The 26,045-nt window shown below is 69.6% G+C and carries 26 protein-coding genes; 18 read left to right on the top strand and 8 right to left on the bottom strand.

Annotation, left to right across the window (positions count from 1 at the left end; translation table 11 throughout):
• Positions 1-55 precede the first annotated feature (55 nt).
• Together I7X18_RS22275 and I7X18_RS22270 are read right to left on the bottom strand one after the other, a co-directional pair.
• Positions 56-2,761: an HAD-IC family P-type ATPase gene (locus tag I7X18_RS22275; RefSeq protein ID WP_193046154.1), complete on the bottom strand. Its 2,706-nt coding sequence runs from the start codon at positions 2,759-2,761 to the stop codon at positions 56-58.
• Positions 2,761-3,810, bottom strand: a complete 1,050-nt coding sequence (locus tag I7X18_RS22270; protein ID WP_193046153.1) for a zinc-dependent alcohol dehydrogenase family protein — start codon at positions 3,808-3,810, stop codon at positions 2,761-2,763. Before I7X18_RS22270 ends, I7X18_RS22275 begins: the two co-directional genes overlap by 1 nt.
• 433 nt (positions 3,811-4,243) lie before the next feature.
• On the opposite strand from I7X18_RS22270, the gene infA reads away from it, so the two are divergent.
• The 8 genes from infA to truA all read left to right on the top strand — a co-directional run bounded on the left by infA (position 4,244) and on the right by truA (position 8,946).
• On the top strand, positions 4,244-4,465 hold the full coding sequence (gene infA / locus I7X18_RS22265; protein WP_003418601.1) for a translation initiation factor IF-1: 222 nt from the start codon (positions 4,244-4,246) through the stop codon (positions 4,463-4,465).
• Positions 4,466-4,540: 75 nt separating this feature from the next.
• Positions 4,541-4,654 (top strand): 50S ribosomal protein L36, encoded by a 114-nt coding sequence (rpmJ, locus tag I7X18_RS22260; RefSeq protein WP_003879483.1) that lies wholly within the window; start codon positions 4,541-4,543, stop codon positions 4,652-4,654.
• Between the two features lie 201 nt (positions 4,655-4,855).
• Entirely contained in the window at positions 4,856-5,230 is a 375-nt protein-coding gene (gene rpsM / locus I7X18_RS22255; RefSeq protein ID WP_193046152.1) for a 30S ribosomal protein S13, read from the top strand.
• A gap of 4 nt (positions 5,231-5,234) precedes the next feature.
• Positions 5,235-5,651, top strand: coding sequence for a 30S ribosomal protein S11 (gene rpsK / locus I7X18_RS22250; RefSeq protein ID WP_193046151.1), 417 nt, complete (start codon positions 5,235-5,237; stop codon positions 5,649-5,651).
• Positions 5,652-5,674: 23 nt separating this feature from the next.
• The gene (rpsD, locus tag I7X18_RS22245; protein ID WP_193046150.1) at positions 5,675-6,280 is read left to right on the top strand and encodes a 30S ribosomal protein S4; all 606 of its coding nucleotides are present in this window, start codon (positions 5,675-5,677) and stop codon (positions 6,278-6,280) included.
• A 74-nt stretch (positions 6,281-6,354) separates the two neighbouring features.
• Complete coding sequence (locus I7X18_RS22240; RefSeq protein WP_193046149.1) at positions 6,355-7,407, top strand: DNA-directed RNA polymerase subunit alpha; 1,053 nt, start codon at positions 6,355-6,357, stop codon at positions 7,405-7,407.
• A gap of 89 nt (positions 7,408-7,496) precedes the next feature.
• The gene (gene rplQ / locus I7X18_RS22235) at positions 7,497-8,066 is read left to right on the top strand and encodes a 50S ribosomal protein L17 (protein WP_193046148.1); all 570 of its coding nucleotides are present in this window, start codon (positions 7,497-7,499) and stop codon (positions 8,064-8,066) included.
• A gap of 4 nt (positions 8,067-8,070) precedes the next feature.
• Complete coding sequence (truA, locus tag I7X18_RS22230) at positions 8,071-8,946, top strand: tRNA pseudouridine(38-40) synthase TruA (protein WP_193046147.1); 876 nt, start codon at positions 8,071-8,073, stop codon at positions 8,944-8,946.
• A gap of 9 nt (positions 8,947-8,955) precedes the next feature.
• On the opposite strand, the gene I7X18_RS22225 is transcribed toward truA, so the two are convergent.
• Genes I7X18_RS22225 through I7X18_RS22215 form a run of 3 tightly spaced genes read right to left on the bottom strand, consistent with a single transcriptional unit; the run spans position 8,956 to position 11,431 of the window.
• Positions 8,956-9,672 carry a cutinase family protein gene (locus tag I7X18_RS22225; protein ID WP_193046146.1) on the bottom strand — a complete coding sequence of 239 codons (717 nt, stop codon included), beginning with the start codon at positions 9,670-9,672 and terminating at the stop codon, positions 8,956-8,958.
• Between the two features lie 2 nt (positions 9,673-9,674).
• Complete coding sequence (locus I7X18_RS22220) at positions 9,675-10,340, bottom strand: cutinase family protein (RefSeq protein WP_193046145.1); 666 nt, start codon at positions 10,338-10,340, stop codon at positions 9,675-9,677.
• Positions 10,341-10,357: 17 nt separating this feature from the next.
• Positions 10,358-11,431 (bottom strand): EamA family transporter, encoded by a 1,074-nt coding sequence (locus I7X18_RS22215; RefSeq protein WP_193046144.1) that lies wholly within the window; start codon positions 11,429-11,431, stop codon positions 10,358-10,360.
• Between the two features lie 75 nt (positions 11,432-11,506).
• Between I7X18_RS22215 and I7X18_RS22210 the strand changes: the two genes are divergently transcribed.
• The gene (locus I7X18_RS22210) at positions 11,507-12,061 is read left to right on the top strand and encodes a CGNR zinc finger domain-containing protein (protein WP_193046143.1); all 555 of its coding nucleotides are present in this window, start codon (positions 11,507-11,509) and stop codon (positions 12,059-12,061) included.
• On the opposite strand, the gene I7X18_RS22205 is transcribed toward I7X18_RS22210, so the two are convergent.
• Entirely contained in the window at positions 12,058-13,185 is a 1,128-nt protein-coding gene (locus I7X18_RS22205; protein ID WP_193046142.1) for a GGDEF domain-containing protein, read from the bottom strand. The two genes, I7X18_RS22210 and I7X18_RS22205, sit on opposite strands and share 4 nt — an antisense overlap.
• A 113-nt stretch (positions 13,186-13,298) precedes the next feature.
• On the opposite strand from I7X18_RS22205, the gene eccB reads away from it, so the two are divergent.
• Positions 13,299-14,681 carry a type VII secretion protein EccB gene (gene eccB, locus I7X18_RS22200; RefSeq protein ID WP_193046141.1) on the top strand — a complete coding sequence of 461 codons (1,383 nt, stop codon included), beginning with the start codon at positions 13,299-13,301 and terminating at the stop codon, positions 14,679-14,681.
• Here the strand turns inward: eccB and mycP are convergent.
• On the bottom strand, positions 14,637-15,980 hold the full coding sequence (gene mycP, locus I7X18_RS22195) for a type VII secretion-associated serine protease mycosin (protein WP_193046140.1): 1,344 nt from the start codon (positions 15,978-15,980) through the stop codon (positions 14,637-14,639). The genes eccB and mycP overlap by 45 nt on opposite strands.
• Positions 15,977-17,350 (bottom strand): type VII secretion integral membrane protein EccD, encoded by a 1,374-nt coding sequence (eccD, locus tag I7X18_RS22190; protein WP_232375303.1) that lies wholly within the window; start codon positions 17,348-17,350, stop codon positions 15,977-15,979. The genes mycP and eccD overlap by 4 nt, the downstream gene beginning before the upstream one ends.
• 56 nt (positions 17,351-17,406) lie before the next feature.
• Between eccD and eccCa the strand changes: the two genes are divergently transcribed.
• From eccCa to I7X18_RS22150, 8 genes are all read left to right on the top strand, one after another.
• Complete coding sequence (eccCa, locus tag I7X18_RS22185; RefSeq protein WP_193046139.1) at positions 17,407-21,087, top strand: type VII secretion protein EccCa; 3,681 nt, start codon at positions 17,407-17,409, stop codon at positions 21,085-21,087.
• On the top strand, positions 21,084-22,202 hold the full coding sequence (locus I7X18_RS22180; protein ID WP_232375302.1) for a type VII secretion-associated protein: 1,119 nt from the start codon (positions 21,084-21,086) through the stop codon (positions 22,200-22,202). The genes eccCa and I7X18_RS22180 overlap by 4 nt, the downstream gene beginning before the upstream one ends.
• A gap of 83 nt (positions 22,203-22,285) precedes the next feature.
• Positions 22,286-22,609: a WXG100 family type VII secretion target gene (locus I7X18_RS22175; RefSeq protein WP_193046138.1), complete on the top strand. Its 324-nt coding sequence runs from the start codon at positions 22,286-22,288 to the stop codon at positions 22,607-22,609.
• A 20-nt stretch (positions 22,610-22,629) separates the two neighbouring features.
• On the top strand, positions 22,630-22,926 hold the full coding sequence (locus I7X18_RS22170) for a WXG100 family type VII secretion target (protein WP_193046137.1): 297 nt from the start codon (positions 22,630-22,632) through the stop codon (positions 22,924-22,926).
• Between the two features lie 224 nt (positions 22,927-23,150).
• Entirely contained in the window at positions 23,151-23,594 is a 444-nt protein-coding gene (rplM, locus tag I7X18_RS22165; protein ID WP_193046136.1) for a 50S ribosomal protein L13, read from the top strand.
• Positions 23,591-24,109, top strand: a complete 519-nt coding sequence (gene rpsI, locus I7X18_RS22160; RefSeq protein ID WP_193046135.1) for a 30S ribosomal protein S9 — start codon at positions 23,591-23,593, stop codon at positions 24,107-24,109. Before rplM ends, rpsI begins: the two co-directional genes overlap by 4 nt.
• Positions 24,110-24,359: 250 nt before the next feature.
• Positions 24,360-25,697 carry a phosphoglucosamine mutase gene (gene glmM, locus I7X18_RS22155; protein ID WP_193046134.1) on the top strand — a complete coding sequence of 446 codons (1,338 nt, stop codon included), beginning with the start codon at positions 24,360-24,362 and terminating at the stop codon, positions 25,695-25,697.
• 40 nt (positions 25,698-25,737) lie between these two features.
• On the top strand, positions 25,738-26,043 hold the full coding sequence (locus I7X18_RS22150) for a DUF7162 family protein (RefSeq protein ID WP_193046133.1): 306 nt from the start codon (positions 25,738-25,740) through the stop codon (positions 26,041-26,043).
• Positions 26,044-26,045: the final 2 nt, after the last annotated feature.

Genomic DNA, 26,045 nt, shown 5'->3' with positions numbered 1-26,045 from the left:
TCAAGTATGCGCCAGTCGTCCAGCCAATACCGCCGTGACCGTGGGATCGTGAGGTCTAGGTGCGAGTCCGCAGGCCCTTCGCCGCGGCGACCACCACGCTGCTGAGGAGGGCGACGCCGAAGATGCGCAGCCAGGTGTCGACGTCCAGCGGGGCCGTTTCGAAGACCGCGTTCATGGCGGGCAGATAGGTGATCGCGAGTTGGGCGAGCGCTTGGACCGCGACACCCACGATGAGCCAACGGTTGGTGAACAGCCCGATGCGCCATGCCGAGTGGGTCAGGGAGCGGCAACTGAACAGGTAGAACGCCTCGACGACGACGAACAGGTTCAAAGCCGCCGTGCGGGCTTCGGGCAGAGTGGCGCCTCGGTCGAGTTCCCACTCGAACAGCCACCAGCACCCGGCGACCAGGAGCGCGGACACCAACAGGATCCGCACCACCAACCTTCTGGTGAGAAGCGGTTCGGCCGGGTCGCGCGGAGGGCGCGTCATGATCCCGGCCTCCTTGGGCTCGAAGGCCAGCATCAGCCCGAGCGCGACCGCGGTGGTCATGTTGATCCACAGGATCTGGGTGGGCAGTATCGGCAGCACGGCGCCCAGCGCGATGCCCACCAGGATCACCAGGCCCTCACCGATGTTGGTGGGCAACGTCCACGTGATGAACTTCGTGAGGTTGTCGTAGACCCCGCGCCCCTCTTCCACGGCGGCCTCGATGGTGGCGAAGTCGTCGTCGGTGAGGACCATGTCCGCGGCTTCCTTGGCGACCTCGGTCCCGCTGCGGCCCATCGCGACACCGATGTCGGCCTGACGCAGCGCGGGAGCGTCGTTGACACCGTCCCCGGTCATCGCGACGACGTTTCCGGTGTCCTGCAGGGCATCGACGAGCCGCAGCTTCTGTTCCGGTGAGACCCTGGCGAAGACGCTGGCCCTTTCCACCGCACCGGGCAGTTCGTCGGCGGGCAGGGCGGCCACCTCCGCGCCGGTCAGCACCGCCCGCCGGCCGGCCTCCGCACGGGTGAGCAGCCCGACGCTCTCGGCGACCGCGGAGGCCGTGCCGGCGTGGTCACCGGTGATCATCTTCACCGCGATGCCCGCCGAATGACACGCCGCCACCGCCCGCTCGGCGGCCTCGCGCGGCGGGTCCAGCATGGCCTGCAGACCCGTCAGCGTCACCGAGCCGGTCAGCTGGTCGTCGCCGAAGCGTTCCGGATCGACGCTCGTACACACGCCGCACGCCAGGACCCGCAGACCCTCGGCCGCCAGTCGGTCAGCCGCGCCCAGCACCGTGGAGCGGTCGATCGGGCGCGCCGACCCGTCGGCGGCCATCACGGTGGCGCACATGTCGAGTAAGCGTTCCACGGCACCCTTGACCAACACGACGTGTTCCCGGCCGTACTCGTTCAGCGTCGCCATGTACTGCCGTTCGGAGGTGAACGGGATCGCCTCGACCCGGGGGAGTTCCCCGGCGATCCGGTCCGCGGGCAGACCGGCCTTCGCGGCGACGACGAGCATCGCCGCCTCGGTCGGGTCACCGGTGATGTGCCAACGCTCGCCGTCGAATCCCAGTGCAGCGTCGTTGCATGCCGCACCCACCCGCAATGACCAGCCCAAGGCGGCGTCACCCTCGATCGCGACGGGCTGCCCGTCGGCCCGCAGCAGCTCGCCCTCGGGTGCGTAGCCGGCCCCGGTCACCGTCACCGACCCGTCCGCTGTCCAGATCTCGCGCACCGTCATCTCGTTCTCGGTGAGGGTGCCGGTCTTGTCGCTGCAGATGACGGTGGTGCTGCCCAGCGTTTCGACGGCGGGGAGACGACGAATGACCGCCCGCCGCTTCGCCATTCGCCCGACACCGATGGCCAGGGTGATCGTGACGGCGGCAGGCAGACCTTCCGGGATCGCGCCGACCGCGAGCGCGATGGCCGCGGTGAAGGTCTCCACCGCGTCCTGTCTGCGCAACAGGCCAAGGGCGAACGTCGCGGCGGCCAGCGCGAGGATCCCCACCGTGAGAACCTTGCTGAACCACGCGAGCTTGGCGGTCAGCGGTGTCTCGAGCACTTCGGCGGCTCCGACCAGGCGGTGGATTTCGCCGATCTCGGTCTCTGAACCGGTGGCGACGACGACGCCGGCCCCAGCGCCTCCCGTCACCAAAGTGCCCGAGTAGGCCATGTTGCGCCGGTCGGCCACCGGGGTGGCCGCGGGCAGCGCCGCCACGTCCTTGGCGACCGGCAGCGACTCACCGGTCAGCGCGGACTCGTCCACCTGCAGTTCGGTCGTCCGGAGCAGCCGAAGGTCAGCCGGCACTTTGTCTCCGGCTTCGATCAACACCAGATCCCCGGGCACCAGTTGATCGGAGGCGACCGTGCGCTCCTGGCCGTCGCGGACCACCTTGGCCTCGGTGTGAACCATGGCCTGCAGGCTGGCCAGCGCGGCTTGCGCCCTCGATTCCTGGATGAAGCCGACGACGGCGTTGACGATGACCACACCGAAGATGACCGCCGAGTCGATGTATTCGCTCAACGCCGCCGTCACGGCCCCGGCCGCGAGCAGCACGTAGATCAGCGGGTGGTGGAACTGTCGCAGGATGCGGATCAGCAATCCGGCACCCTGCGATGACGGAAGTGCGTTGGGCCCGAACCGGTTCAGACGATCCTGCGCGACCGCATCGGACAGACCCCGGTGCACGTCGGTCTGCATGATCAGGACCACCTCGTGAACGGGCAGTCCGTGATGGGAGTCAGCGGCGACCGGCGTCGGGGCGGCCATCAGGGCCGGGAAGCGGTCAGCAGTACCTTCAGTGCTCCGGTGTCGGATGGCCGACTGAAAACGTCGTAGGCGCTTTCGAATTCGTCCATCCCGTAGCGGTGAGTGATCATCGGCGAGGTGTCGAGCCGGTGCCCTGCCACCAGCCCGATCAAGGTCGGCGTGGAATGCGTGTCCACCAGTCCGGTGGTGATCGTGAGGTTCTTGATCCAGATGTCTTCCAGGTGCAGGGTCGCCGGTGCGCCGTGCACGCCGATATTGGCCACGTGCCCGCCGGGCCGCACCCACGAGACCGCCTGCTCGAACGTCGCGGGTATGCCCACCGCCTCCATCGTCACGTCGGCGCCCAGGCCGCCGGTCATTTCGTGGATGACTGCACGCGCATCCTGTGAACCCGAGTTGATCCCCACGTCCGCACCGAACTTCTTCGCCGCGTCGAGGCGGCTCTCGGCAAGATCGATCACGACGATCTGGCGGGGGCTGTAGAGGCGGGCAGTCAGGATGGCCGCCAGACCGATCGGGCCGGCGCCGATGATGGCGACGACGTCACCGGGCCGCACCGCGCCCTTGAGCACCCCCACTTCGTAGGAGGTCGGGAGGATGTCGGCGAGCATGACCATTTGGTCGTCGCTCACCCCTTCGGGGACCTTGTGGGTGGAGTTGTCGGCGAAGGGCACGCGGACGTATTCGGCCTGGGTCCCGTCGATGAGATGGCCGAGGATCCACCCGCCGCCACCCAGGCACTGTCCATACTCGCCGCCGCGGCAGTATCGGCAACTGCCGCAGGCGCTGACGCATGACACGAGCACCCGGTCGCCGACGGCGAGACGTTCGACGGCGGAACCGACGTCCACAACGGTGCCCACCGCTTCGTGACCGAGGATGCGGCCGGACTCCACCTCGGGCACGTCGCCTTTGAGGATGTGCAGGTCGGTGCCGCAGATGGTGACGGCATCAACCCGCACGATGGCGTCGGTGGCCCGCTCGATGGCCGGGTCGGGCACTTCTTCCCACGAGCGCCGACCCGGGCCGTGGTAAACCATTGCGTGCATGACGTCTTCCCCTGACCGGTCGCGGTGTCGGCATCAGCCCACGACCACCTACGTGTCGCGTGCCCGGTGGAACGGCCGCCAAACGTCGGTACCACGCCTAAGAGGTCGGTGACTCGCCGTCGGCGGCCGGGTCCCCGAGTAAGTGAGTCCCTTCGGAGGGCGCCCGCGAGCGGGTATCGTCGAGTCCATTCTCGCGGTTGTGGGCCCCGGTGGATGCGGCAATTCGCGCGGATTTTGGGGCAGCCCACGCAGCGGGTAGTATTGACCAACGGTGCGGTATCGCGCCGACTTCTTGCGTGCCCCTGGTTCCCGGAATATCCGACTACCGGCTCACGTTTCGTGGTCGGGGCCCAACCGTGCCAGTGCACAACGTCGTCGATCGCGGCGGCGGGCGCCGAACAACCAGAAGACAACGGAGGATCTCCGAAAAGTTATGGCAAAGAAAGACGGTGCCATAGAGGTCGAGGGTCGCGTGGTCGAACCCCTGCCCAATGCGATGTTCCGCATTGAGCTGGAGAACGGTCACAAGGTTCTCGCCCACATCAGCGGCAAGATGCGGCAGCACTACATCCGCATCCTGCCCGAGGACCGCGTCGTGGTGGAGCTATCTCCGTACGACCTGTCCCGGGGCCGCATCGTGTATCGGTACAAGTAAACCCAGACAAGACGACCAACGAGACGCCGGCGAGCACCAACGCGCCGGTGACGGACCAAGAAGGATCTGCACGCCGTGAAGGTGAACCCGAGCGTCAAGCCCATCTGCGACAAGTGCAGGGTGATCCGTCGGCACGGGCGGGTCATGGTGATCTGCTCAGACCCGCGCCACAAGCAGCGGCAGGGCTGATCGCGGCCCGGCCCAGCGCCGGCCACACCCTGAAGACAACTCAATGATGACCTCCCAGTACCACCGAGCTGCCCGGCGCGCGAGCGCCAAAAAAGACGATGCAGTGCTGCTCGGACACGCCCGGACGGAGGCCGGGCCCCGCCATCGAGGCGGGAACGGACTGGGAACAGACCTCCGCGAAGAAGAAGGATTGGCATACCCATGGCCCGACTAGTGGGCGTAGACCTCCCGCGCGACAAGCGCATGGAGATCGCTCTTACCTACATCTACGGCATTGGCCGTACCCGCTCCCAGGAGATCCTGGAGGCGACCGGTATCGACCGGGATCTGCGCACCAAGGACCTCACCGACGATCAGGTCACGCAGCTGCGCGATTACATCGAGGCGAGCCTGAAGGTGGAAGGCGACCTGCGCCGCGAGGTGCAGGCGGACATCCGTCGCAAGATCGAGATCGGCTGCTACCAGGGTCTGCGGCACCGTCGTGGCCTGCCGGTGCGCGGCCAGCGGACCAAGACCAACGCGCGTACCCGCAAGGGCCCCAAGCGCACCATCGCCGGTAAGAAGAAGGCCAGGTAAGTAGATGCCACCGAAGAAAGCCGCCACTTCCTCCGCGAAGAAGGGGCAGAAGACGCGCCGCAAGGAAAAGAAGAACGTCCCGCACGGCGCCGCGCACATCAAGAGCACGTTCAACAACACGATCGTGTCGATCACCGATCCGCAGGGCAACGTCATCGCCTGGGCGTCGTCGGGTCACGTCGGCTTCAAGGGCTCGCGTAAGTCGACCCCGTTCGCCGCACAGCTGGCCGCCGAGAACGCCGCCCGCAAGGCTCAGGAGCACGGCGTCAAGAAGGTCGACGTGTTCGTGAAGGGTCCGGGTTCGGGCCGCGAGACCGCCATCCGCTCGTTGCAGGCCGCCGGCCTCGAGGTCGGCGCCATCGCCGATGTCACGCCGCAGCCGCACAACGGCTGCCGCCCGCCCAAGCGGCGCCGGGTCTAGGGATTTAGGGAGAACAAGGACTCATGGCTCGTTACACCGGACCCGCCACCCGCAAGTCGCGCCGCCTCGGCGTCGACCTCGTCGGTGGTGATCAATCGTTCGAGAAGCGCCCCTACCCGCCCGGTCAGCACGGCCGCGCGCGGACCAAGGAGAGCGAGTACCGCACCCAGCTGCAGGAGAAGCAGAAGGCCCGCTTCACCTACGGCGTGATGGAGAAGCAGTTCCGTCTCTACTACGAGGAGGCCAACCGGCAGGCCGGCAAGACCGGTGACAACCTGCTGCGCATCCTCGAAAGCCGGCTGGACAACGTCGTGTACCGCGCCGGCCTGGCGCGCACCCGCCGGATGGCCCGCCAGCTCGTCAGCCACGGCCACTTCACCGTCAACGGCGTCAAGGTCGACATCCCCAGCTACCGGGTGGCGCAGTACGACATCATCGACGTCAAAGACAAGTCGCTGAACACCGATCCGTTCGTGATCGCGCGGGAGACCGCGGGTGACCGTCCGATCCCGTCGTGGCTGCAGGTCGTCGGCGAACGCCAGCGCATCCTCGTCCACCAGCTGCCCGAGCGCGCGCAGATCGACGTGCCGCTCACCGAACAGCTGATCGTCGAGCTCTACTCGAAGTAGGACCCGCACCGCCCAGATGGCGGTCGGGATACGCGGCATCAAATAGCGGGTGTCGTGAAGAAGGAGAAAAACACATGCTGATCTCTCAGCGCCCCACCCTGTCCGAAGAAGCGGTTGCCGACAACCGCTCTCGGTTCGTCATCGAGCCGCTGGAGCCCGGTTTCGGCTACACGCTGGGCAACTCGCTCCGGCGTACGCTGCTGTCGTCGATTCCCGGCGCAGCGGTCACCAGCATCCGCATCGACGGTGTGCTGCACGAGTTCACCACCGTTCCGGGAGTGAAGGAAGACGTCACCGACATCATCCTGAACCTCAAGAGCCTGGTCGTGTCCTCCGAAGAGGACGAGCCGGTCACCATGTACCTGCGCAAGCAGGGTCCCGGTGAGGTCACCGCGGGCGACATCGTGCCGCCGGCGGGCGTGACGGTGCACAACTCGGATATGCACATCGCCACCCTGAACGACAAGGGCAAGCTCGAGGTCGAACTGGTCGTCGAGCGTGGCCGCGGTTACGTGCCCGCCGTGATGAACAAGGCGTCCGGCGCCGAGATCGGCCGTATCCCGGTCGACTCGATCTACTCGCCGGTGCTGAAGGTGACCTACAAGGTGGAGGCCACCCGTGTCGAGCAGCGCACCGACTTCGACAAGCTGATCCTCGACGTCGAGACCAAGAACTCGATCACCCCGCGTGACGCGCTCGCCTCGGCGGGCAAGACGCTGGTCGAGCTGTTCGGTCTGGCGCGTGAGCTCAACGTCGAGGCCGAGGGCATCGAGATCGGGCCGTCGCCCGCCGAGGCCGACCACATCGCCAGCTTCGCGCTGCCGATCGACGATCTGGACCTCACGGTGCGGTCGTACAACTGCCTCAAGCGCGAGGGTGTGCACACCGTGGGCGAGCTCGTCGCCCGCACGGAGTCCGATCTGCTGGACATCCGCAACTTCGGTCAGAAGTCGATCGACGAGGTGAAGATCAAGCTGCATCAGCTCGGTCTGTCGCTCAAGGACAGCCCGGCCACGTTCGATCCGTCCGAGGTCGCCGGCTATGACGCCGCCACCGGCACCTGGAACAGCGACGCCGGCTACGACCTGGACACCGACCAGGACTTCGCCGAAACCGAACAGCTCTAACCCCCAATCTCGAAAGAGATCCGTCCCGGTCCTACCTGATACGGGGACCGGCCCCATTTAGGAGACAGTCGCAATGCCTGAGGTTCAAAATGCCTAAGCCCACCAAGGGTCCTCGCCTCGGCGGGTCGTCCTCGCACCAGAAGGCGCTGCTGGCCAACCTGGCCACCTCGCTGTTCGAGCACGGCCGCATCAAGACCACCGAGCCGAAGGCGCGTGCGTTGCGTCCGTACGCCGAGAAGCTGATCACGCACGCCAAGAAAGGCACGCTGCACAACCGGCGTGAGGTGATGAAGAAGATCCGGGACAAGGATGTCGTGCACACCCTGTTCGCCGAGATCGGCCCGTTCTTCGCCGACCGTGCGGGTGGCTACACCCGCATCATCAAGGTCGAGCCGCGCAAGGGCGACAACGCCCCGATGGCGGTCATCGAGCTGGTGCGGGAGAAGACGGTGACGTCGGAGGCCAACCGCGCTCGCCGTGCGGATGCGTCCCAGAAGGTCGCCGCCGCCGCTGCACCGCAGGCTGCTGTCGAGCCCGAGGCAGCCGACGGTCCGGAGGCCGATGTGGTCTCCGACGCCGAGGACACGACGGCCACCGAGGCGTCGCGGTCGACCGAAACCGACGATCCCACCCAGGGTTCGGACGCTGACAAGTCCTAGCGACATGAGCGCAGACCAGCCCGTCACTCCACGGAGTGGCGGGCTGGTTCGTCTTCGGCTCGATGTCAGCTACGACGGCACCGACTTCGCCGGCTGGGCCACCCAAGCCGGTCAGCGCACGGTCGCGGGGCTGATCGACGAGGCACTCACGACGGTCTTCCGCCTGCCGCTGGCGGTGCGGGCTGCCGGGCGCACCGACGCGGGTGTCCACGCCACCGGCCAGGTCGCCCATGTGGACGTACCGGAAAATGCGCTGGCGCACGCCTATCCACGCACTGCCCGTCCGGCCGAGCCCGAATTCCTGCCGCTGGTGCGCAGACTCGGGCGGTTCCTGCCTGTGGACGTCCGGGTCCGCGACATCACCCGCGCGCCGGTGGGATTCGACGCCCGGTTCTCGGCGCTGCGCCGCCACTACACCTACCGGCTCGGCACCGCGCCGTACGGGGTGCAGCCGCAGATGGCCCGTTTCGTCACGCCGTGGCCGCGCCCACTCGACGTCGACGCGATGAATGCGGCCGGCCGCGAACTCGTGGGCCTGCATGATTTCGCGGCGTTCTGCCGGCACCGCGACGGCGCGACGACGATTCGCGACCTGCAACGCCTGGAATGGACGCGGGACGGCGATCTGGTCACCGCGCACGTCACGGCCGACGCGTTCTGCTGGTCGATGGTGCGTTCGCTCGTCGGCGCGCTGATCGCAGTGGGGGAGCGCCGGCGCGACCCCGGGTGGTGCGCAGGGCTGTTCGCCGCGACCCGCCGGTCCAGCGAGTTCGCGGCCGCCCCGCCGCAGGGCCTCACGCTCGTCGGCGTCGACTATCCGCCGGACGCCGAACTGGCGGCGCGGACGCTGGTGACCCGGGACCTGCGCGTCATCGACTAGCGATCCGGGTCAGATACGGCCGGCCACGAAGTCGGCGGCCTGGTTGACCATGCCGGCGCTGACGTAAGCCCTGGCCGCGTGGTCGGGCCAGTTGCCCTCCCAGGTGTTCGGGTCGGCCGGGCTGCAGATCGGGTCGGCGCCGTGGCACAGCTCGATGGTGCGTTCGCGGTAGAGCGGGCTGAAGTTGGTGATCGGCCCGACCCATGCGACGCCGTTGCCGAACAGCGCGACCGCGGCGATGTGCCGGTCCATCCCGGGCGGAAGAGGCTTCTCGAACCCGAACGCGGCGATCGGTGCGGCCAGCACGATGTCGGTCACGGCCGCGCCGAGCGAGTAGCCGCCCAGCACCAGCCGGGTGTCGGGGCACCGTCCCGCCATGTCCTGGATGCGCGAGCTCATGTCGTTGGCGCCCACATCGATCTCGGTGTCCGCCGGGTACTGCACGGAGTAGAGGTCGATGTCCTTGTCGGTTTTGTCGCGCAGCGCGCTGATGAGCGCATTGCCGATCACGCCTGCGCCCGGGGACTCGGTGCGGCCGCGAGCGAAGATCAACTCGGCCTGCGGGCACGACTGCGCCGAGGCGACCGCGGCGGTGGGGGGTAGTAACGCGGGAGCGGCGAGCAATCCGGCCGCGACGAGCACGCATGCGGTGAGCGTCAGACACCGGCGGGCCCAGCGGGCCGACGCAGAATGATCATGCACCCCGTCGATCTTAACCGACGCCATCGTCACACGAGGCCGGCGGCGAATCCTGCGGCCTGGCCGATGAACGGTGAGGACTCGTAGTGGGTGTGAGCGAACGGGTTGCGGCCGTCCGAGCAGATCGGGTCGCCGTCGCTGCACAGGTCGAGGCTGCGGCCCGCGAACTGCCCCTGCGCCGAGACCGGGTTGCCGAACTTGGCCGCCGGGTTGCCGAACACCGCCACCGCCGCGACGTCGCCGACGTAGTTCGAGGGCAGCGGAGGCGCCGAACCGATGTCACCGATCCGATTGCCCAGCGGCGGTACCCCGGCGAGCATGTCGACCACTGCGGCGCCCTGGGAGTAGCCGCCGAGCACGAACCGGGTGCCCGGGCACTGCGCCGAGACCGACGCGATGCGCGCGGTCGCGTCCGCGGCGCCCGAGCCGGCGTTGAGGAAGTCGTAAGTGGCCGGGTAGATCACGCCGTAAGTGCTCAGCGTCCGGCCGCCGAGAATGGGCCGCATCGCGTCGGCGAGTGCCTGACCGACCCGGCCGATACCGGGGGGTTCGCTGGTTCCGCGGGCGAAGATCAGCTCGACGTCGGAACAGCCCTGCGCGGCGGCGGGGGCCGCGGTGAGGAGCGCACCGGCGGATACGACGGAGACAGCGGTGGCGGCCAGCCGGGCGCCGGCGCGAAGCAGGTTCACCGGCACATGATCACATAGATGGGCTAGCTAGAACCAACAGAATCTGCACCCGGGTGCTTACCGCCCGGTGTTTCTGGCCACATCGCCTCGGCCACGAGGTCGCGCCCTGCGGCGTCACGCGCATCGTTCCGGTCGGCCTGCCGCGCCAGGACCAGGCCGGCGAGCACGACCGCGCCGCCGATGGCCTGGACCGTCGTGATCGATTCGCCGAGCAGCACCCACGCCGCCAGCACCGCGAACAACACCTCGGCGAGCCCGACCAGCGAGGCGAACCGCGGCCGCAGCCGGGCGATGCCCATGATGCCCAGCGTGTAGGCGATCGCGGTCGGGATGAGCCCCAGCGCGACCACGGGCACCACCCAGGAGGTGGTCCACCCGGCGATGACGGTGTCGTTCGCGGTGAACGTCATCGGCATGACGCCGAGGGCGCCGAGGAGCGCGGTGAGCGCCCCACCGACCGCCAGGCCGGCCGCGGCGAGCGTGATCGGATGGACGCTGCCCGAGTCCTCCTCACCGGTCGAGACCCGCTCCGACATCACGAAGTAGCAGGCCGCGCACACGGCGGCGGCCATACCCCAGCCGACGCCGGTGAGGTTGATATGCGCACTGGCGAAGCCGCCGCTGTCGACGAGCCCGAGGACGAGCACGATGCCCGCGACGGCGAGCGCGACGCCCGCCAGCGTCAGGCGCGACGGCCTGCGCCGGGTGCTCGCCCACAGCCACGCCACCACCAGGAGCGGGGCGGTGTACTCCAGCAGCAGCGCGACGCCGACCGACAGATGCGACACGGCGTTGTAGTAGAAGAGCTGGGCGCCGGCGATGGGCACGGCACCGTAGGCGGCGACGGTCCGCCAGTGGGCTGCCGCCTCACGCACCCAACCCGGGCGCGCGACGGTTGCGAACACCGCCATCAGGAGGGCGCCGCCGGCAAGCCGGGCCGTCACCGCCGCCGTCGGGCTCCACCCCGCGACCATCAGCGACTTACCGAGCGGTCCCGACATGCCGAAGGCGAATGCCGAACCGACGGCGAGCAGCAGGCCGACGCGGAACTGGTCGACCGGGGCACGCGGTGTCGTGAGGGTGCCGGGCGCGGCCATGTCCACCTCCGAGAGATGTAATGAGTAAAATGAGCTTTGGTCGTGACGGTATCGACAGAGGGAGTCATGAGTCAAATGAATTTCACTCATGACACGGAAGTCACGCTGCGGGCGGCGTGTGTGCTGATCAACACCGATCGCGTCGACGGTGAACAGCTCGGGGATCTGGCTGCCCTCGACGAGTACCTCGACGGCTTCGGCTGGACCGGACGGCGCGACCGGGACGACGCCGAACTCGCCGCGGTGCACCGGTTGCGGGGGCGGCTGGGAAAGATCTGGGCGGCGGCCGACGACGAGGAGCGCACGGTCGATCAGGTCAACGCACTGCTGTCGGACACCCGCGCCGCCCCGTGGCTGACCCGCCACCCCGAGATGCCCGACTGGCATCTGCACCTGGCCTCGATCCACGACCCGCTGTGGCAGCGGATGGGCGCCGAGATGGCGATGGCGCTCGCCGACCTGATCCGCGGCGGGGAGTTGCGGCGGTTGAAGGTGTGTGCGGCGCCGGACTGCCAGGCGGCTCTGGTGGATTGGTCGCGTAACCGGTCCCGGATGTTCTGCGATACCGGCAATTGCGGCAATCGCCAGCACGTGGCGGCCTACCGCGAACGGCGCGCCAAGGACTCCTAGAGGTCGTCGGTGTCGAGGCGCCGGGCGTGGTCGAGCACGGCCGGCCGGTCGCACGACACGTAGCGCGCCTGGTTGCCGCCCGCGCGACGCGCGTCGTACATCGACATCGTCGCGATCGTGATCAGCTCGTCGAGCAGATCCGTCGGCGGGCAGGCGCCCAGCCCGCGCATCGGGGTGCTGACGACGCCTATGCTGGCCGTCACCCGCGGCGGTGTCGCGGCGATCGCCTTACGCACCCGCTCGACCAGCGGGAAGGAATCCGTCGTGGAAAAGGTATCGGCGATCAGGTACTCGTCGTCACCGGTGTGGGCGACGAACGCGTTGTGGCGGGTGGTCTCGCGCAGCGTCTGACCGATCGCCACCCGGGCCCGTTCGCACGCGAGCTCACCGTCGGTCTCGCCCAGCAACCGCATGTTGTCGAGGTTGATCACCACGAGCACCAGCCGCCGGTCGTCGTCGCGGCTGCGGGAGACGATCAACCCGGCGGCCCGATAGAACGCCTCGCGGTTGAGCAACCCGGTCAGTGGATCGATGTCGGCGTTGTCCACGTCGATGTCGATCGTGTACAGCAGGAGGTGGCAGGCGAATGGTACGGCGACGGTGACGACTAGGACGATGGCCAGCGATGTCACCGCCCAGATCGGATCCGCTGTCTCGGCCAGCCGGAAGGCCAGGACGATCCCGATGAATTCGGCCGCCGAGAACACCAGCACGATGTAGCGCACGGTGTGGAACAGCGCCACGTAGGCCCCGAGGACCGCGAACCCCGTCGACAGCAGCAGGCCGGCCGACGGCTCGGACATGATCAGGCACCCGGCGGCGATGTTCGCTGACGTCACCGCCACGAAGAGGGCCGACTGCCGTCGCGACGGCCAGCGGCGGCGCAACCAGAGCGCAGCCATCGCCAGGCAGCTGACAGTGACCACCCCGCCGACGCCGCGGGTGAGGGGCGTCTGTGGACCGGCGTCGCTCCACTGCATGGCCAGCGGCACCGCCCCGAGCGTCGCGACGAACATCGCGATCAGCCGGCACGTCGCGGACTGGGCGTCGCGGGCCGCGAGGAACGAGGTGAGCCAATAGAAATGCTCGGGCTGGCGCCAGTACTGCCGCACCGCCTGGAACATCGCGAGCCACCTCCACCCGTCATCCACTGTATGCCCGGCGACCGACGCGGCGGACGGGAAATCAGCGTCGAAGGGGCACCCTGAGCGCGGTTACGCTCCCCTCGGGGGTGGACATGGGGCGACCGACCACTCGGCTGCATGTCAGCGGGTACCGATTCCTGATGCGCCGGATGGAGCATGCGCTGGTCCGCGCGGATGTCCGCATGCTCGACGATCCGTTGCGCGGCCAGTCGATCGCGCTCGCGGCCGGTGCGGTGCTCGCGGCGATCATGCTGGCCGGCTGCGCGATCCTGGCGGTGCTGCGCCCGCAAGCCGGCCTCGATGACGCCGCGATCGTGATGGACGGGCGGTCCGGCGCGCTGTACGTCCGGATCGACGACACCCTGCATCCGGTGCCCAATCTCGCGTCGGCCCGCCTGGTCGTCGGGGCTGCGGCGGATCCGCGGACGGTCGGCGCCCGGGCACTGGCCGACGCCCGGCGCGGGCCGCAGGTCGGCATCGCCGGGGCGCCGGCCACGATCGGCCCGGCGTTGTCGCCGGAGGACGCCGGCTGGACGGTTTGTGACACCGCGAGGTCGACGACCGTGCTGGTGGGCCCGTCACCAGCGGGCTCGCTTCACCGAGACGGCGCCGTGCTGGTCACCGCGCGATCGGAAGGCCCGGCGGTCACCTACCTGCTGTACGGCGGCCGGCGGGCCGTGGTCGACCTGCGCGACACCGCCGTCGTGCGGGCCCTGCGGCTCGAGGGCGTGACACCGAGGCCGGTGTCGCGCGCCCTGCTCGACGCGCTGCCCGAGAGCCCCCCGATCACCGCCCCGACGGTGCCGCGCACCGGTGCGCCGGGTGCACTCACCGGGATGGCCGTGGGCACCGTCGTCCGCTTGTACCGCGCGGACACCACCGAGTACTACGTCGTGCTGGCCGACGGGGTGCAGCGCATCGGCGAGGTCACCGCCGACCTCCTCCGCTTCAGCGTCGCGCAGCGGGGCGGGGAGATCCCGACCGTCGCCCCGGACGCCATCGCCGCCGCCGGCGTCATCGACACCCTGCCCACCGGCACACACCCCGGCCGGGTGGTGCCCGCGGAGCCGTCCGTGCTCTGCGCGCACTGGGCAGGGGACGGCGACGAGGTGACGACCACGCTGCTCGACGGCGCGGATCTGCTCCCGGCCAGGGCGGCCGTCGACCTCGCTCAGGCCGACGGGGCGGGCCCGAACGTGGATGCCGTCGTGATGCCGACTGGACGCAGCGTGTTCACCCGCCCGGTCAGCGTCACCGGCAGCGGCGGCGAGGCGCAGCCGCGCCATTTGATGACCGACCTCGGCGTGTTGTACGGGGTTCCCGACGACGACACCGCCCGCCATCTCGGGGTGGGGACGCCGCCGGTGCCCGCGCCGTGGCCTGTGCTCGCGCGCCTGCCCCGCGGGCCCGAATTGAGCCGTGCCGCAGCGTCAGTCGCGCGCGACGCCGTCGGAGCGGCCGCGCCGGCGCGATGAGGCGCTCACCGCGACGAGGACCGCGATCGCGACGCAGACGCCCGCGCCCGCCATCGCGATCCGGCGGGGTCGCGGATCGTCCGGGACGTCCGGCGGCACGGCCACCGACCGCACCTGCTCGTTGGCCGCCGCGGCGGGCGCGCCACCGCTCACCGCGGCCGAGACGTCGACGACGCCGTGACCGACGACGGGGTTCCATCCGGCAGGCGGCGGGTGGGCGGTGTCCTCGATGCGCTGCATCACCTGCCGCGCGGTCAGGTGCGGCCAGCGTGAGCGCACCAGGGCGGCCACACCCGATACCACCGGTGCGGCGTAACTGGTCCCGGTGATCGGCGCGGCGCCCTTGGCTGTGGGCAGGGAGTCGGCCAGCCCGTCGCCGTCGGGGTCGAGCGAGACGACCTGCTCACCGGGTGCGGCGACATCCACCCACGGACCGGCGAGGCTGAACGGTGACGGCGCACCGTCGGGAGTCACCGATCCCACGGTCAGCACCAGGTCGTCGTACCAGGCCGGGCTCGCGACGGATTCGATTGTCTCCCAATCGGGATGGTCGGCGTCCGCCGGGTTCTGTGAGGGGCACCGACCCGGTCCGCCGACGTTGCCTGCGGCGGTGACGACGACCGCGTTGCGCACGTCGACGGCATAGGACAGCGCGGCGCCCAGCGCGCGGTCGTCGAGGGCGTCCGCCGCCGCGAGGCACGCCACCGACGACACGTTGATCACCGTGGCGCCCAGATCGGCCGCGGCGCGTACGGCGCGCGCGAGGGTCTGCACGTCGCCGTATCCGGTGGCGCCCGGTTCGTCGGCAGGTCCGAACTTGTTGCTCGACTGGCGGATGCCCAGCACCGCGGAATCCGGCGCCACACCGCTGAATTCGCCTGTCGCGGCGATGATCCCCGCCACCAGGGTGCCGTGCCCGTCGCAGTCGTCGGTCCCGTCGCCGGCCGACACGTAATCGCCGCCGGGTATCAGCCGGGGTAGTAGTCGGTGCCGGGCCACACCGGTGTCGATGACCGCGACGGTCTGGCCCGCGCCCCTGGTGAGCGACCACACCCCGGGCAGGCCGAGGATGTCCAGCTGCGCCGGGGCCGGTGGCCGGTCCGCCGCACCGGCTTCGGCGGCGCCGGAGCACTGCGCGCGCTGTTCGGTGCGCTGTGGCGGTGCCGGTGGCGCCGCGGCGGGCAGGAACGACTCGTCGACGGGGGGAGGGGTCAGCGCCGACGCCCACGGTGCGGTTGCCAGCGGCACCGCTGCCACGACGAGTCCGGTGAGGGCGGTCGCGGCGATCCTGGCGGTCATATCAGGCTCGAGGTGCGGACCAGGCTGAACACGTCGAGCGCCGCGCAGGCGACCGGCACCACCGCGGCAAGGACGGCGTATTCGAACATCTCGAGTGAACGGGATGCCACCGGTGACCTTTCGCCGGAGTCGTCGTGCACGATCACGGTGACGCCTGCGCAGATCGCCACCACCGCCGCCCAGTGGCCGTACTGTGCCGCCAGGACCGCGAATCCAGCTGCCAGAGAGCAGATTCCGGAAAGCGTCAGTGCCCATCGGCACCGGCCTGCGGCGTACCAGCGGGACCGCAGCAGCAGCGCCGTTCCGATGACGGCGCACAGTGCCGCATCAGGCAGCCAATGCCCTGAACCTCGCAGGCACCGGACGGCCACGACCGCTGTGCCGATGCTCGCTGCCGCGCAGGCGCCGACGACGAGCCCCACGAGCACCCGATGGCCCGAATCCGCCCGCCGCTGCGCGTCGGGGAGCGGTTCGTCGGTCAGAGAGGGTGCCGGGGCGAGCCCGGAGAGGATTACCGACAGCCGGGGCGCCACGCTCAGCGCACCGAGGGCGAGAAGGCTCAGCGCCACGCCGACCGAGTGAGCCGGCAGCTGCCACAGCAGCGCGCCGGACAAGGCCGCTGCGGCCAGCAGACCGCAGCACGCCGACGCGGTCGACGCGACCGAGGACCCCACCTCGAGACGCAGCAGGACGAGTGAGACAGCGACTGTCGTGGCCGCGGCGAGCAAGGCGTGCGGTGCGCCGAACGGTCCCGGAACCACCAGCGCTCCACACAGCGCCGCCACGAGGACGGTGAGGCTCCCGAGCGGACCGCAGACCCAGGGCCCGCGCCCCGAGCGGGACGCGGCGACGGCGGCCCCGGCGACCACACACAGCAGGACGCACCCGGTGATCAGCGATGCCGTCACTGCACCGCGCCCCGCGACACAGGCCACGGCCCCCGCCGTCGCGGCGACCAGTCCGGCGGTCACCCGGAGCGCGCGCGTGTCGCCCGGTTCGGGCGCCGTCGCCAGCACCGTCGTCACGAGGTCCCTTCGGCCGAACACCGGCACATGCTGCTGTGCGGTACTCAACAGCAGCCGGTCACCATCGCGGATACCGTGCTCCTGCAACGGGATGGTTTCGTCGAGAACAGTGCCGCCCACGGTGACCAGCTGCCACCGGCCCGGTGTCCCGGTGTGGTCGGCCACCACCAGTCGCACGATGTCCGGGATCAGCGCCGCCAACGGCAGGCGCGCCGGCAGCGTGAGGTCCACCCCGTCCGCTTCGTCGGCATGCACCGAGATGTGACACACGTTGAGTGACATGGCTTCCCCCGGATCGCTCGAGACCCGGCCACCGTAACCGGGCGTCACGACACCGCGGTGCACTGATTTTCATCCTGTGGACAGGGAACCGATCGGCGGCCCGGGCCGTCCAAACATCGATGGACATCACCGACCGCATGCCCCAGACGGGCGAGTTCGTACTGGAGACGCCACCGGCGGTACCCCGACCGGCCGGCGGGCACCCGCTGGCCCGGCTGATGCCCTTCGCGATGCTGATCGCCGCAGGCGGAATCATGGTGCTGTACTTCACCTCCGGATCGGGTCAGACCCGTAGTCCGATGTTCGGCTTCCTGCCCGTCATGATGGTGATGTCCCTGGTCGGCACCTTGGTGTTCGGTGCCCGCGGTTCCCAACGCGGGACGGAGGTCGACCGCAACCGGCGTGACTATCTGCGCTATCTCGACGGCGTCGACCGGGCCTTCGCCGGGACCGCGCGCCAGCAGTACGAGGATGAGCATCGCACCCATCCGGATCCGGAGACGCTCTGGACATTGGCCGGCAGCGCGCGGATGTGGGAGCGCACGGCGGTCGATGCCGACTTCGGTTGTGTCCGTGTCGGACTCGGGCGTGCGCCGATGCGCGTCCGGCCCGTGGCGCCGGAGGCCGGTAGCGGCGATGACGTAGACCCCGTGACGTCGGAGGCGGTGCGGGCACTGGTCCGGGACCGCTCCTCGGTCGACGGCCTGCCGCTCACAGTGTGCTTCACCGAACCGGGGTTGATCAGTTTCACCGGAGACAGTGAGGCGGTGCGGGGTCTGGTCAGGGCGGCGGTGTGCCAACTCGTCACGCTGTGCGGTCCCGAACAGGTGACCGTCAGTGCCGACGGGAGTGAGTGGGAGTGGCTGAAGTGGTTGCCGCACCACCGGCCATCGGGGGAGCGCGTGGTGCTCATCGTCGACGGAGCAGACCCGCCGCCCCGCGTCCCGGAGGCGACGGTGCTGTATCTCGGTGGGGAGGCCCGCGGTGGCGTGTCTGTGCGCGTCGACCGCGATGAGGTGGTGATACGCGACCGCGCCGGCGTGGAGCGGGTGGGCCGCCCCGACACTCTGACCACGGATCAGGCCGCCTCCTGCGCCAGGCGGTTGGCCGGCTGCGCCGCACATGTCGCCGACGCACCGTCGGTTCGGTCGACGCCGCGCAACTGGCCGGACCTGCTGTACATCGCCGATCCGGCGCGAATCGACCCCGCCGCGGTGTGGCGAGCACGGACCCCGGCGCAGTTCCTGCGGGTACCCATCGGCCTGTCCGACAGCGGGACGCCGGTGGAACTGGATCTCAAAGAAGCCGCCGAGCAGGGCATGGGGCCGCATGGGCTGTGCGTCGGGGCCACCGGCTCAGGAAAGTCGGAACTGCTGCGCACCTTGACGCTCGGCCTGATCGCGTCGCACCCACCGGACTCGCTGAACCTGATCCTGGTCGACTTCAAAGGCGGGGCAACCTTTCTCGGCTTCGAACGCGCCGCGCACGTCTCGGCGGTCATCACCAACCTCGACGAGGAGTCTCATCTGGTTGCGCGTATGCGGGACGCACTGGCCGGCGAGATGCACCGGCGCCAGCAACTGCTGCGGACCGCGGGCAACGTGGCGAACGTCGCCGGTTACCGGCAGGTGCGAGCCTCCCGTCCCGATGTGGCGGCCCTGCCGGTGCTGCTGATCGTGGTGGACGAATTCTCCGAACTGCTCACCCAGCACCCCGATTTCGCGGAACTGTTCCTCGCGATCGGGCGGGTCGGCCGGTCGCTGGGCATGCATCTGCTGCTGGCCAGTCAACGGCTCGACGAAGGCCGGCTCCGCGGGCTGGACACCCACCTGTCCTACCGGATCTGCCTCAAGACGTTCTCGGCCGGCGAATCACGGGCCGTCCTTGGTGTGGGGGACGCCCACGACCTGCCCAGCACCCCGGGGGTGGGCTATCTCAAGACGGCGTCCGGTGACATGACCCGGTTCCGTACGGCGTTCGTCTCCGGTCCGGTCACCGCGGCTCCGGCCGCACTCCTCCAGGAGCCGCCGAGACCGCGGCTGTTCGCCGTCATCCCCCATGAAGCGAAAGGCGTTGTGCACAAGGAGATTAACGGCTCGGCGCCCGCGGTGCTCGACACCGTGGTGGATCGGCTGGCCGGTCATGGGACGCCCGCACATCGAGTGTGGCTGCCGCCGCTTGCCGGCGCGCCGCCGCTCGACGCGGTGCTCTCCCGCGCCCCCACCGACCGCACGGGCCCGCTCACGGTTCCGATCGGTCTCGTCGACTGTCCCTTCGAACAACGCCGAGAGCTCTTCTCGGTCGCCCTCGGTGGAGCCGCGGGCAACGTGGCCGTGGTCGGCGGTCCGCGCTCCGGGAAGTCAACGGCGCTGCGGACACTGATGCTGGCGCTGGCGGCCACCAACGATCCGCGGGAGGTGCAGTTCTACGGCCTCGACCTCGGCGGCGGTGCGCTGGCCGCGATGTCAGAGCTTCCGCATGTGGGCGCCGTCGCCGGGCGCCAGGACACTGAGCTCATCCGGCGAATCGTGGCCGAATGCGAATCCCTGGTACGCGCACGGGAACTCCGCTTCCGGCGGGGCGGCATCGAGTCAATGGCCGAGTACCGCAGGCGGCGCACGGCCGGCGATCCCGTCACCGAGGGCGACCCCTACGGCGAAGTGTTCCTCGTCGTGGACGGATGGGCGGTGCTGCGGCGGGACTTCGAGCATCTCGAGCCCACGATCACCGCGCTCGCCGTGCAGGGGTTGTCGTACGGCGTGCACGTCGTGCTGGCGGCATCGCGGTGGGCGGATCTGCGCCCGGCGCTCAAGGATCAGCTCGGCACCCGCATCGAACTGCGGCTGGGGGAACCCGCGGAGTCGGAGATGGACCGCAAGAGGGCACGGCAGCTCACCGACGGCCCACCCGGTCGGGGGCTCACTCGCGAGGGCCGCGAGACGGTGATCGCCCTGCCACGACTCGACGGTCACCCCAGCGCCGAAAGCCTCGGCGCCGCGCTCACTGCGGCCGCGGCCACCCTGCGGACCCGATATGCGCATCGCAGCGCACCGCGGATCGCTCAGCTGCCCGCGCTCGTCCGCAGGCACGACATCAGCGGTGCGGAATCGTCCACCCGGGTCGTCATCGGACTCGGAGAGGGCGATCTGGGTTCCGTGACAGCGGATTTCGCGATGCAATCGCATCTCATCGTGCTCGGCGACGTCGAATGCGGTAAGACCGCGGCGCTGCGCACGCTGTGCACCGGGCTGACAGCGAACAGCTCGCCCGAGGCGGTGCAGCTGCTCGTCGTCGACTTCCGCCGCACTCTGCTCGGAGTGGTCGAATCAGACCACCTGGCCGGTTATGTGATGGCTGAGTCAGGCCTCGCCGCGGCGGTGCCCGCGCTGGTCGAGCGCCTCGCCGAGCGGATGCCCGGCGCCGGTGTCACCCAGCAGCAGCTGCGCACCCGCTCGTGGTGGTCTGGCCCGGAATTCTACGTGGTCATCGACGATTACGACCTGGTGGCCGGCGGCGCCGGTCTGACGCCGTTGCTGGGTTACCTGCCGCACGCGCGCGACGTGGGCCTGCACGTCATCGTGGCCCGCCGTTCCGGCGGGGCCGGCCGGGCGATGTTCGATCCCCTGCTCGCGCGGCTCCGCGACCTGGGCGCGATGGGGCTGATGATGAGCGCCGGGCCCGAGGAGGGGGTCCTGCTGGGATCGGTGCGCCCCAGCCCGCTCGCACCCGGCCGCGCGATGCTCGTCACCCGGGGTGCACCCGATCGGCTGATCCAGGTGGCGTGGACCGATCCGCCGTGACCGTCGTGGAGGTCGGCCCGACGACGATGCGCGGCCCCGAACCAGTCGACGACGAATTAGCCTCTGCCGCAGTGGAAGCGATCGACGACCCGCTGATGCTCGTCGACGGTCGGCCCGTTGCCGTCCGGCGGGTGGTCTCCGAGCTGCTGCGGTCCGCCGTCGGTGCCGGCGACGACGAGCTCACCGTTGTGCACCCGACATGGTGGAGCAGGCGCCGGGTGGACGTGGTGCTCGACGCGGCCGGCGACGTGCACAGGTCTGTCGTCGGAATGACGCGGGCGCAGATGCTCGGCGACGGGTTCACGGCGGTCGTGGAGATCGCCGTCGACCATGTGGCCGTCATCGCGGCGGGGGTGCGCACGATGGTCCGATCGGACGACGCCGCGATATGCGCTGCGGTGGTGCGCGAGATCGGCGGTAGGGGAACGGTTCTCGTGGACGCCCCGCGGGGAGTGGGCGGCGATGCGCTGGCGTCGTCGATCGTCACCGCCCTCGGAGAGCGGGGTGTCACGGCCACCAGGGCCGGTGCAGTCCCGCTGCGGAACGCGGCACCCGAGCCGACGCCGGCCGCCGCGCCACCGGGCCGCTCCCGTCGGCGTGCGGCGCCCGTCCTGGCCGGGGCCCTGCTCACCACCGTCGGAATCATCGGCGCGGCGGCGCTCACCGACGATCCGCAACCCGAGCCGACGGCGCTTCTGGTGGAGGGTCGCGTCGGACTCGTCGTCCCCGCGCTGTGGACCGTTGCGCGCATCACCGAGGGCGGCGGATCGGCCCGCGTGCAGATCACCTCACCCGCGGATCCCGCTGTCGCTCTGCATGTCACGCAATCGGTGTTGCCGCGTCCCCAGTCGGTGCAACAGGTGGCCGACACGCTTCGCGACGCACTCGAGGCGGAGGACACCGGGGTCTTCACCGATTTCCGCGCCGTCGACGAACGGGGCGGCCGGGCCGTGGCCACCTACCGGGAGCGGCGCGCGAAACACCAGACCGACTGGGCGGTGCTGGCCGACGGCGCGCTGCGCATCGCGATCGGCTGTCAGAGCCCACCCGGGCGTGCCGATGCCGTCCGGCCGGCGTGTGAGGCGGCGGTGCGCTCGGCGCACGCGGTGTTCTGAGAAAAGTTGTCCGACAGGGGAACCGGATGCGGACTACCGCCGTCTTAACTGGTATCGCACCACAGCAGAAGGGAAGCCATTCGATGACCACACCCACCGGCGGGGCGCTCAACACCGACTTCGAGCTCATGGGCTCCGTCGCCGGAGCGATCGACGCCCGCAACGAAGAGATCCGCGCGATGCTGCAGTCGTTCATCGGCCGGATGGGCAGCGTGCCGCCGTCGGTCTGGGGCGGGGCGGCGGCCGTCCGGTTCCGTGAGGTCGTCGACCGGTGGAACGGCGAATCGCTGAAGCTGCACACCGCCCTGCAGCGGATCGCCGAGACCATGCGGAGCAACCAGCAGACGCTGCTCGCCGCCGCCGACGGGCACTCACACCAAATCGGTGTCATCGGCACCTCCCTGTAGCACGGAGAATTGGAGACACCATGGACCACGTTCTGTCCTACGACTTCGACCAGATCGAGTACACCGTCCGCCAGGAGATCCACACCACACACGGTCGGCTGAATGCCGCGCTCGACGAACTGCGCGCGCAGATCGCCCCGTTGCAGCAGGTGTGGACGCGGCACGCCGCTGAGGCCTATCGCACCGAGCAGGTGCGGTGGGACCAGGCGGCCGCAGCGCTGAACGAGATCCTGTTCAGCCTGGGCAGCGCGGTACGCGACGGCGCCGACGACGTCGCGGCGACCGATCGCAGCGCGGCCAACGCCTGGGGGTGGTGACCCCCACAGACCCTGTGCGGTCCCGACCGGGAGGGGAGCCCGGCGGGACCGCACAGTTTGCATTTTGACCTGCGACGACGCGCACAGGTAAGCTGCCTCGTTGGCGTGCGGTGCCGTCACGGTAACGCGGGTCCCCGGGTCAACGTCGGTCGCCGGGAACACCCTCCACACGCCAGACCGTCACCCGGGTCACCGGGAACACCCGAGAAGAGAAGGTAAGCACTGTGCCTACATACACGCCGAAGGCGGGTGACACCACACACTCGTGGTACGTCATCGACGCCACCGACGTGGTGCTCGGCCGGCTCGCCGTCGAAGCAGCCAAGCTGCTTCGAGGCAAGCACAAGCCGACATTCACGCCCAACGTGGACGGTGGCGATTTCGTCATCGTCATCAACGCGGAGAAAATCGCCGTCAGCGGCAACAAGCTCAACAACAAGTACGCCTACCGCCACTCGGGATATCCCGGCGGTCTGCGCCGGCGCACCATCGGTGAGCTGCTGATCAAGCACCCGACCCGGGTCGTGGAGAACGCGATCGTCGGCATGCTTCCGCACAACAAGCTCAGCCGGCAGGTGCAGAAGAAGCTCAAGGTGTACGCGGGTCCCAACCATCCGCACGCTGCGCAGCAGCCGATTCCGTTCGAGATCAAGCAGGTGGCGCAATGACAGACGAAGCCGGTACGGCAACTGAGACCGACACCGTCGAGACCGAGTCCGACACCGTCGACGCGGGCGCCGTCGAGACGATCGAAGACGTGACGCCGGAAGTCGAGCCCCGCGAGCCGGTGTACATCGACCGCCCGATCCAGACCGTCGGCCGCCGCAAGGAGGCCGTGGTGCGAGTGCGCCTGGTGCCCGGCACCGGCAAGTTCCACCTGGACGGCCGCACGTTGGAGGCCTACTTCCCCAACAAGGTGCACCAGCAGCTCATCAAGGCTCCGCTGGTGATCGTCGACCGGGTGGAGAGCTTCGACATCTACGCCCATCTCGACGGCGGCGGTCCGTCCGGGCAGGCAGGCGCCCTGCGTCTGGCCATCGCCCGTGCGCTGATCATCGTGCAGCCCGAGGATCGTCCCGCGCTCAAGAAGGCCGGGTTCCTCACTCGCGACCCGCGTGCCATCGAGCGCAAGAAGTACGGCCTGAAGAAGGCCCGTAAGGCGCCTCAGTACAGCAAGCGCTGATCGTCATACCGAATCGCCGGGCACATCTCGATGTGCCCGGCGATTTGCATTTTGTGAGCTGTCGCACACTGCTGATCGAGTAAAAGACCGTAGTGGAGCGGGTCACCGCCGATGGAGACCGCTCCCGCCGAGGCTGCCCCGGTCGGATAGTCGATCCACTGCTCACCGCCCGCATCCACCCGGATGCGGGCGGTGAGTCGTTTGGGCCGGAGTTGGCTCCGCAGCCGCCATGTGTGAGAAGTTTGTCGGCATGGCTCGACTGTTCGGCACCGACGGCGTGCGCGGGGTCGCCAACCGCGATCTGACCGCTGAGCTCGCGTTGGCGCTCGGTTCGGCGGCGGCGCGGCGGCTGAGTTCCGGCGGCCATGCCCGCCGCCGGGTGGCCGTCGTGGGCCGCGACCCCCGCGCCAGTGGCGAAATGCTCGAGGCCGCGGTGATCGCCGGCCTGACCAGCGAAGGGGTCGACGCCTTGCGAGTCGGCGTGCTGCCGACTCCGGCGGTGGCCTACCTGACCAGCGCGTACGACGCCGACTTCGGCGTGATGATCTCGGCGTCGCACAACCCCATGCCCGACAATGGCATCAAGATCTTCGGCCCCGGCGGGCACAAACTCGACGACGCCACCGAGGACCGCATCGCGGAGCTCGTGCAGCAGGGGTCGGGTGAACGCCCGGTGGGCGCGGGTATCGGCCGCGTGGTCGATGCGGTGGACGCGCTCGACCGCTATCTGCGACATGTCGGTAAAGCGGTCACCACCCGCCTCGACGCGCTGACCGTCGTGGTCGACTGCGCCCACGGCGCCGCATCGGCCGCCGCACCGCTGGCCTACCGCGCGGCGGGTGCCAACGTCCTGACCATCAACGCCGACCCCGACGGACTCAACATCAACGAGGGCTGCGGATCCACCCACATGGAGACGCTGCAGGCGGCAGTGGTGTCCTACGGCGCGGATCTGGGGCTGGCGCACGACGGTGACGCCGACCGCTGTCTGGCCGTCGACGCCAACGGACGGGTGATCGACGGCGATGCGATCATGGTGGTGCTGGCGCTGGCCATGCGGGAGGCCGGTGAACTGGCCTCCGACACGCTGGTCGCGACGGTGATGAGCAATCTGGGTCTGCACCTGGCGATGCGGGATGCGGGCATCGAGGTCCGCACCACCGGCGTCGGAGACCGTTACGTGCTCGAAGAGTTGCGGGCCGGATCCTTCACGCTGGGCGGTGAACAGTCCGGACACATCGTCCTGCCGACCCTGGGCACGACCGGCGACGGCATCCTGACCGGGCTGCGGTTGATGTCGCGGATGGCGCAGACCCGCAAGTCACTGGCCGCGCTCGCCGAACCGATGCAGACGTTGCCGCAGGTGCTGATCAATGTCGCGGTCGCCGACAAGGCGACCGCCGCCCAAGCGCCGTCGGTGCGGACCGCGGTGTCCGAGGCCGAGGCAGCGCTCGGCGACACCGGGCGAATCCTGTTGCGGCCCTCTGGGACCGAACAGATGGTCCGGGTGATGGTCGAGGCGGCCGACGAGGATACGGCGCGCCAGTTGGCGGTGCGGGTGGCCGAATCGGTGAGCGAACAGCGCTAGATCGGGAACCGCCGTGCGCTGCGCGGCGTCCTAACCTTTCATGGGAGCAGTTCAGGCCGCCCGCGTCGACGGTGCGGCACTCGTCAGCATGGCCGGTCGGTATGACGCGGCCGCGAGCATCGTCGACGCGGCTGTGCGCACACATCTCTCGGCGTTGTCGTTCGACGGTTCGGCTGCGGGTCGCGGGTATGCCGTCCACGGGGACGCGTTGCGCGCCGCGGTCGACGACGTGGTGGCGGCCCTGCAGGGGTGGGCGCGCTCGGCGGCCGATGTCGCTGCCGCACTGCGGGCATCGGCCGTCCGCTATGCCGAGGCCGATGCCGACGCGGCCTCGCGGGTGCGGTAACC

It is taken from the genome of Mycolicibacterium baixiangningiae (assembly GCF_016313185.1).
In the GTDB taxonomy this organism is placed as follows: Bacteria; Actinomycetota; Actinomycetes; order Mycobacteriales; family Mycobacteriaceae; genus Mycobacterium; species Mycobacterium baixiangningiae.
Note: the sequence above shows the minus strand (reverse complement) of the source record. Positions and strands in the feature narration are given on the sequence as shown.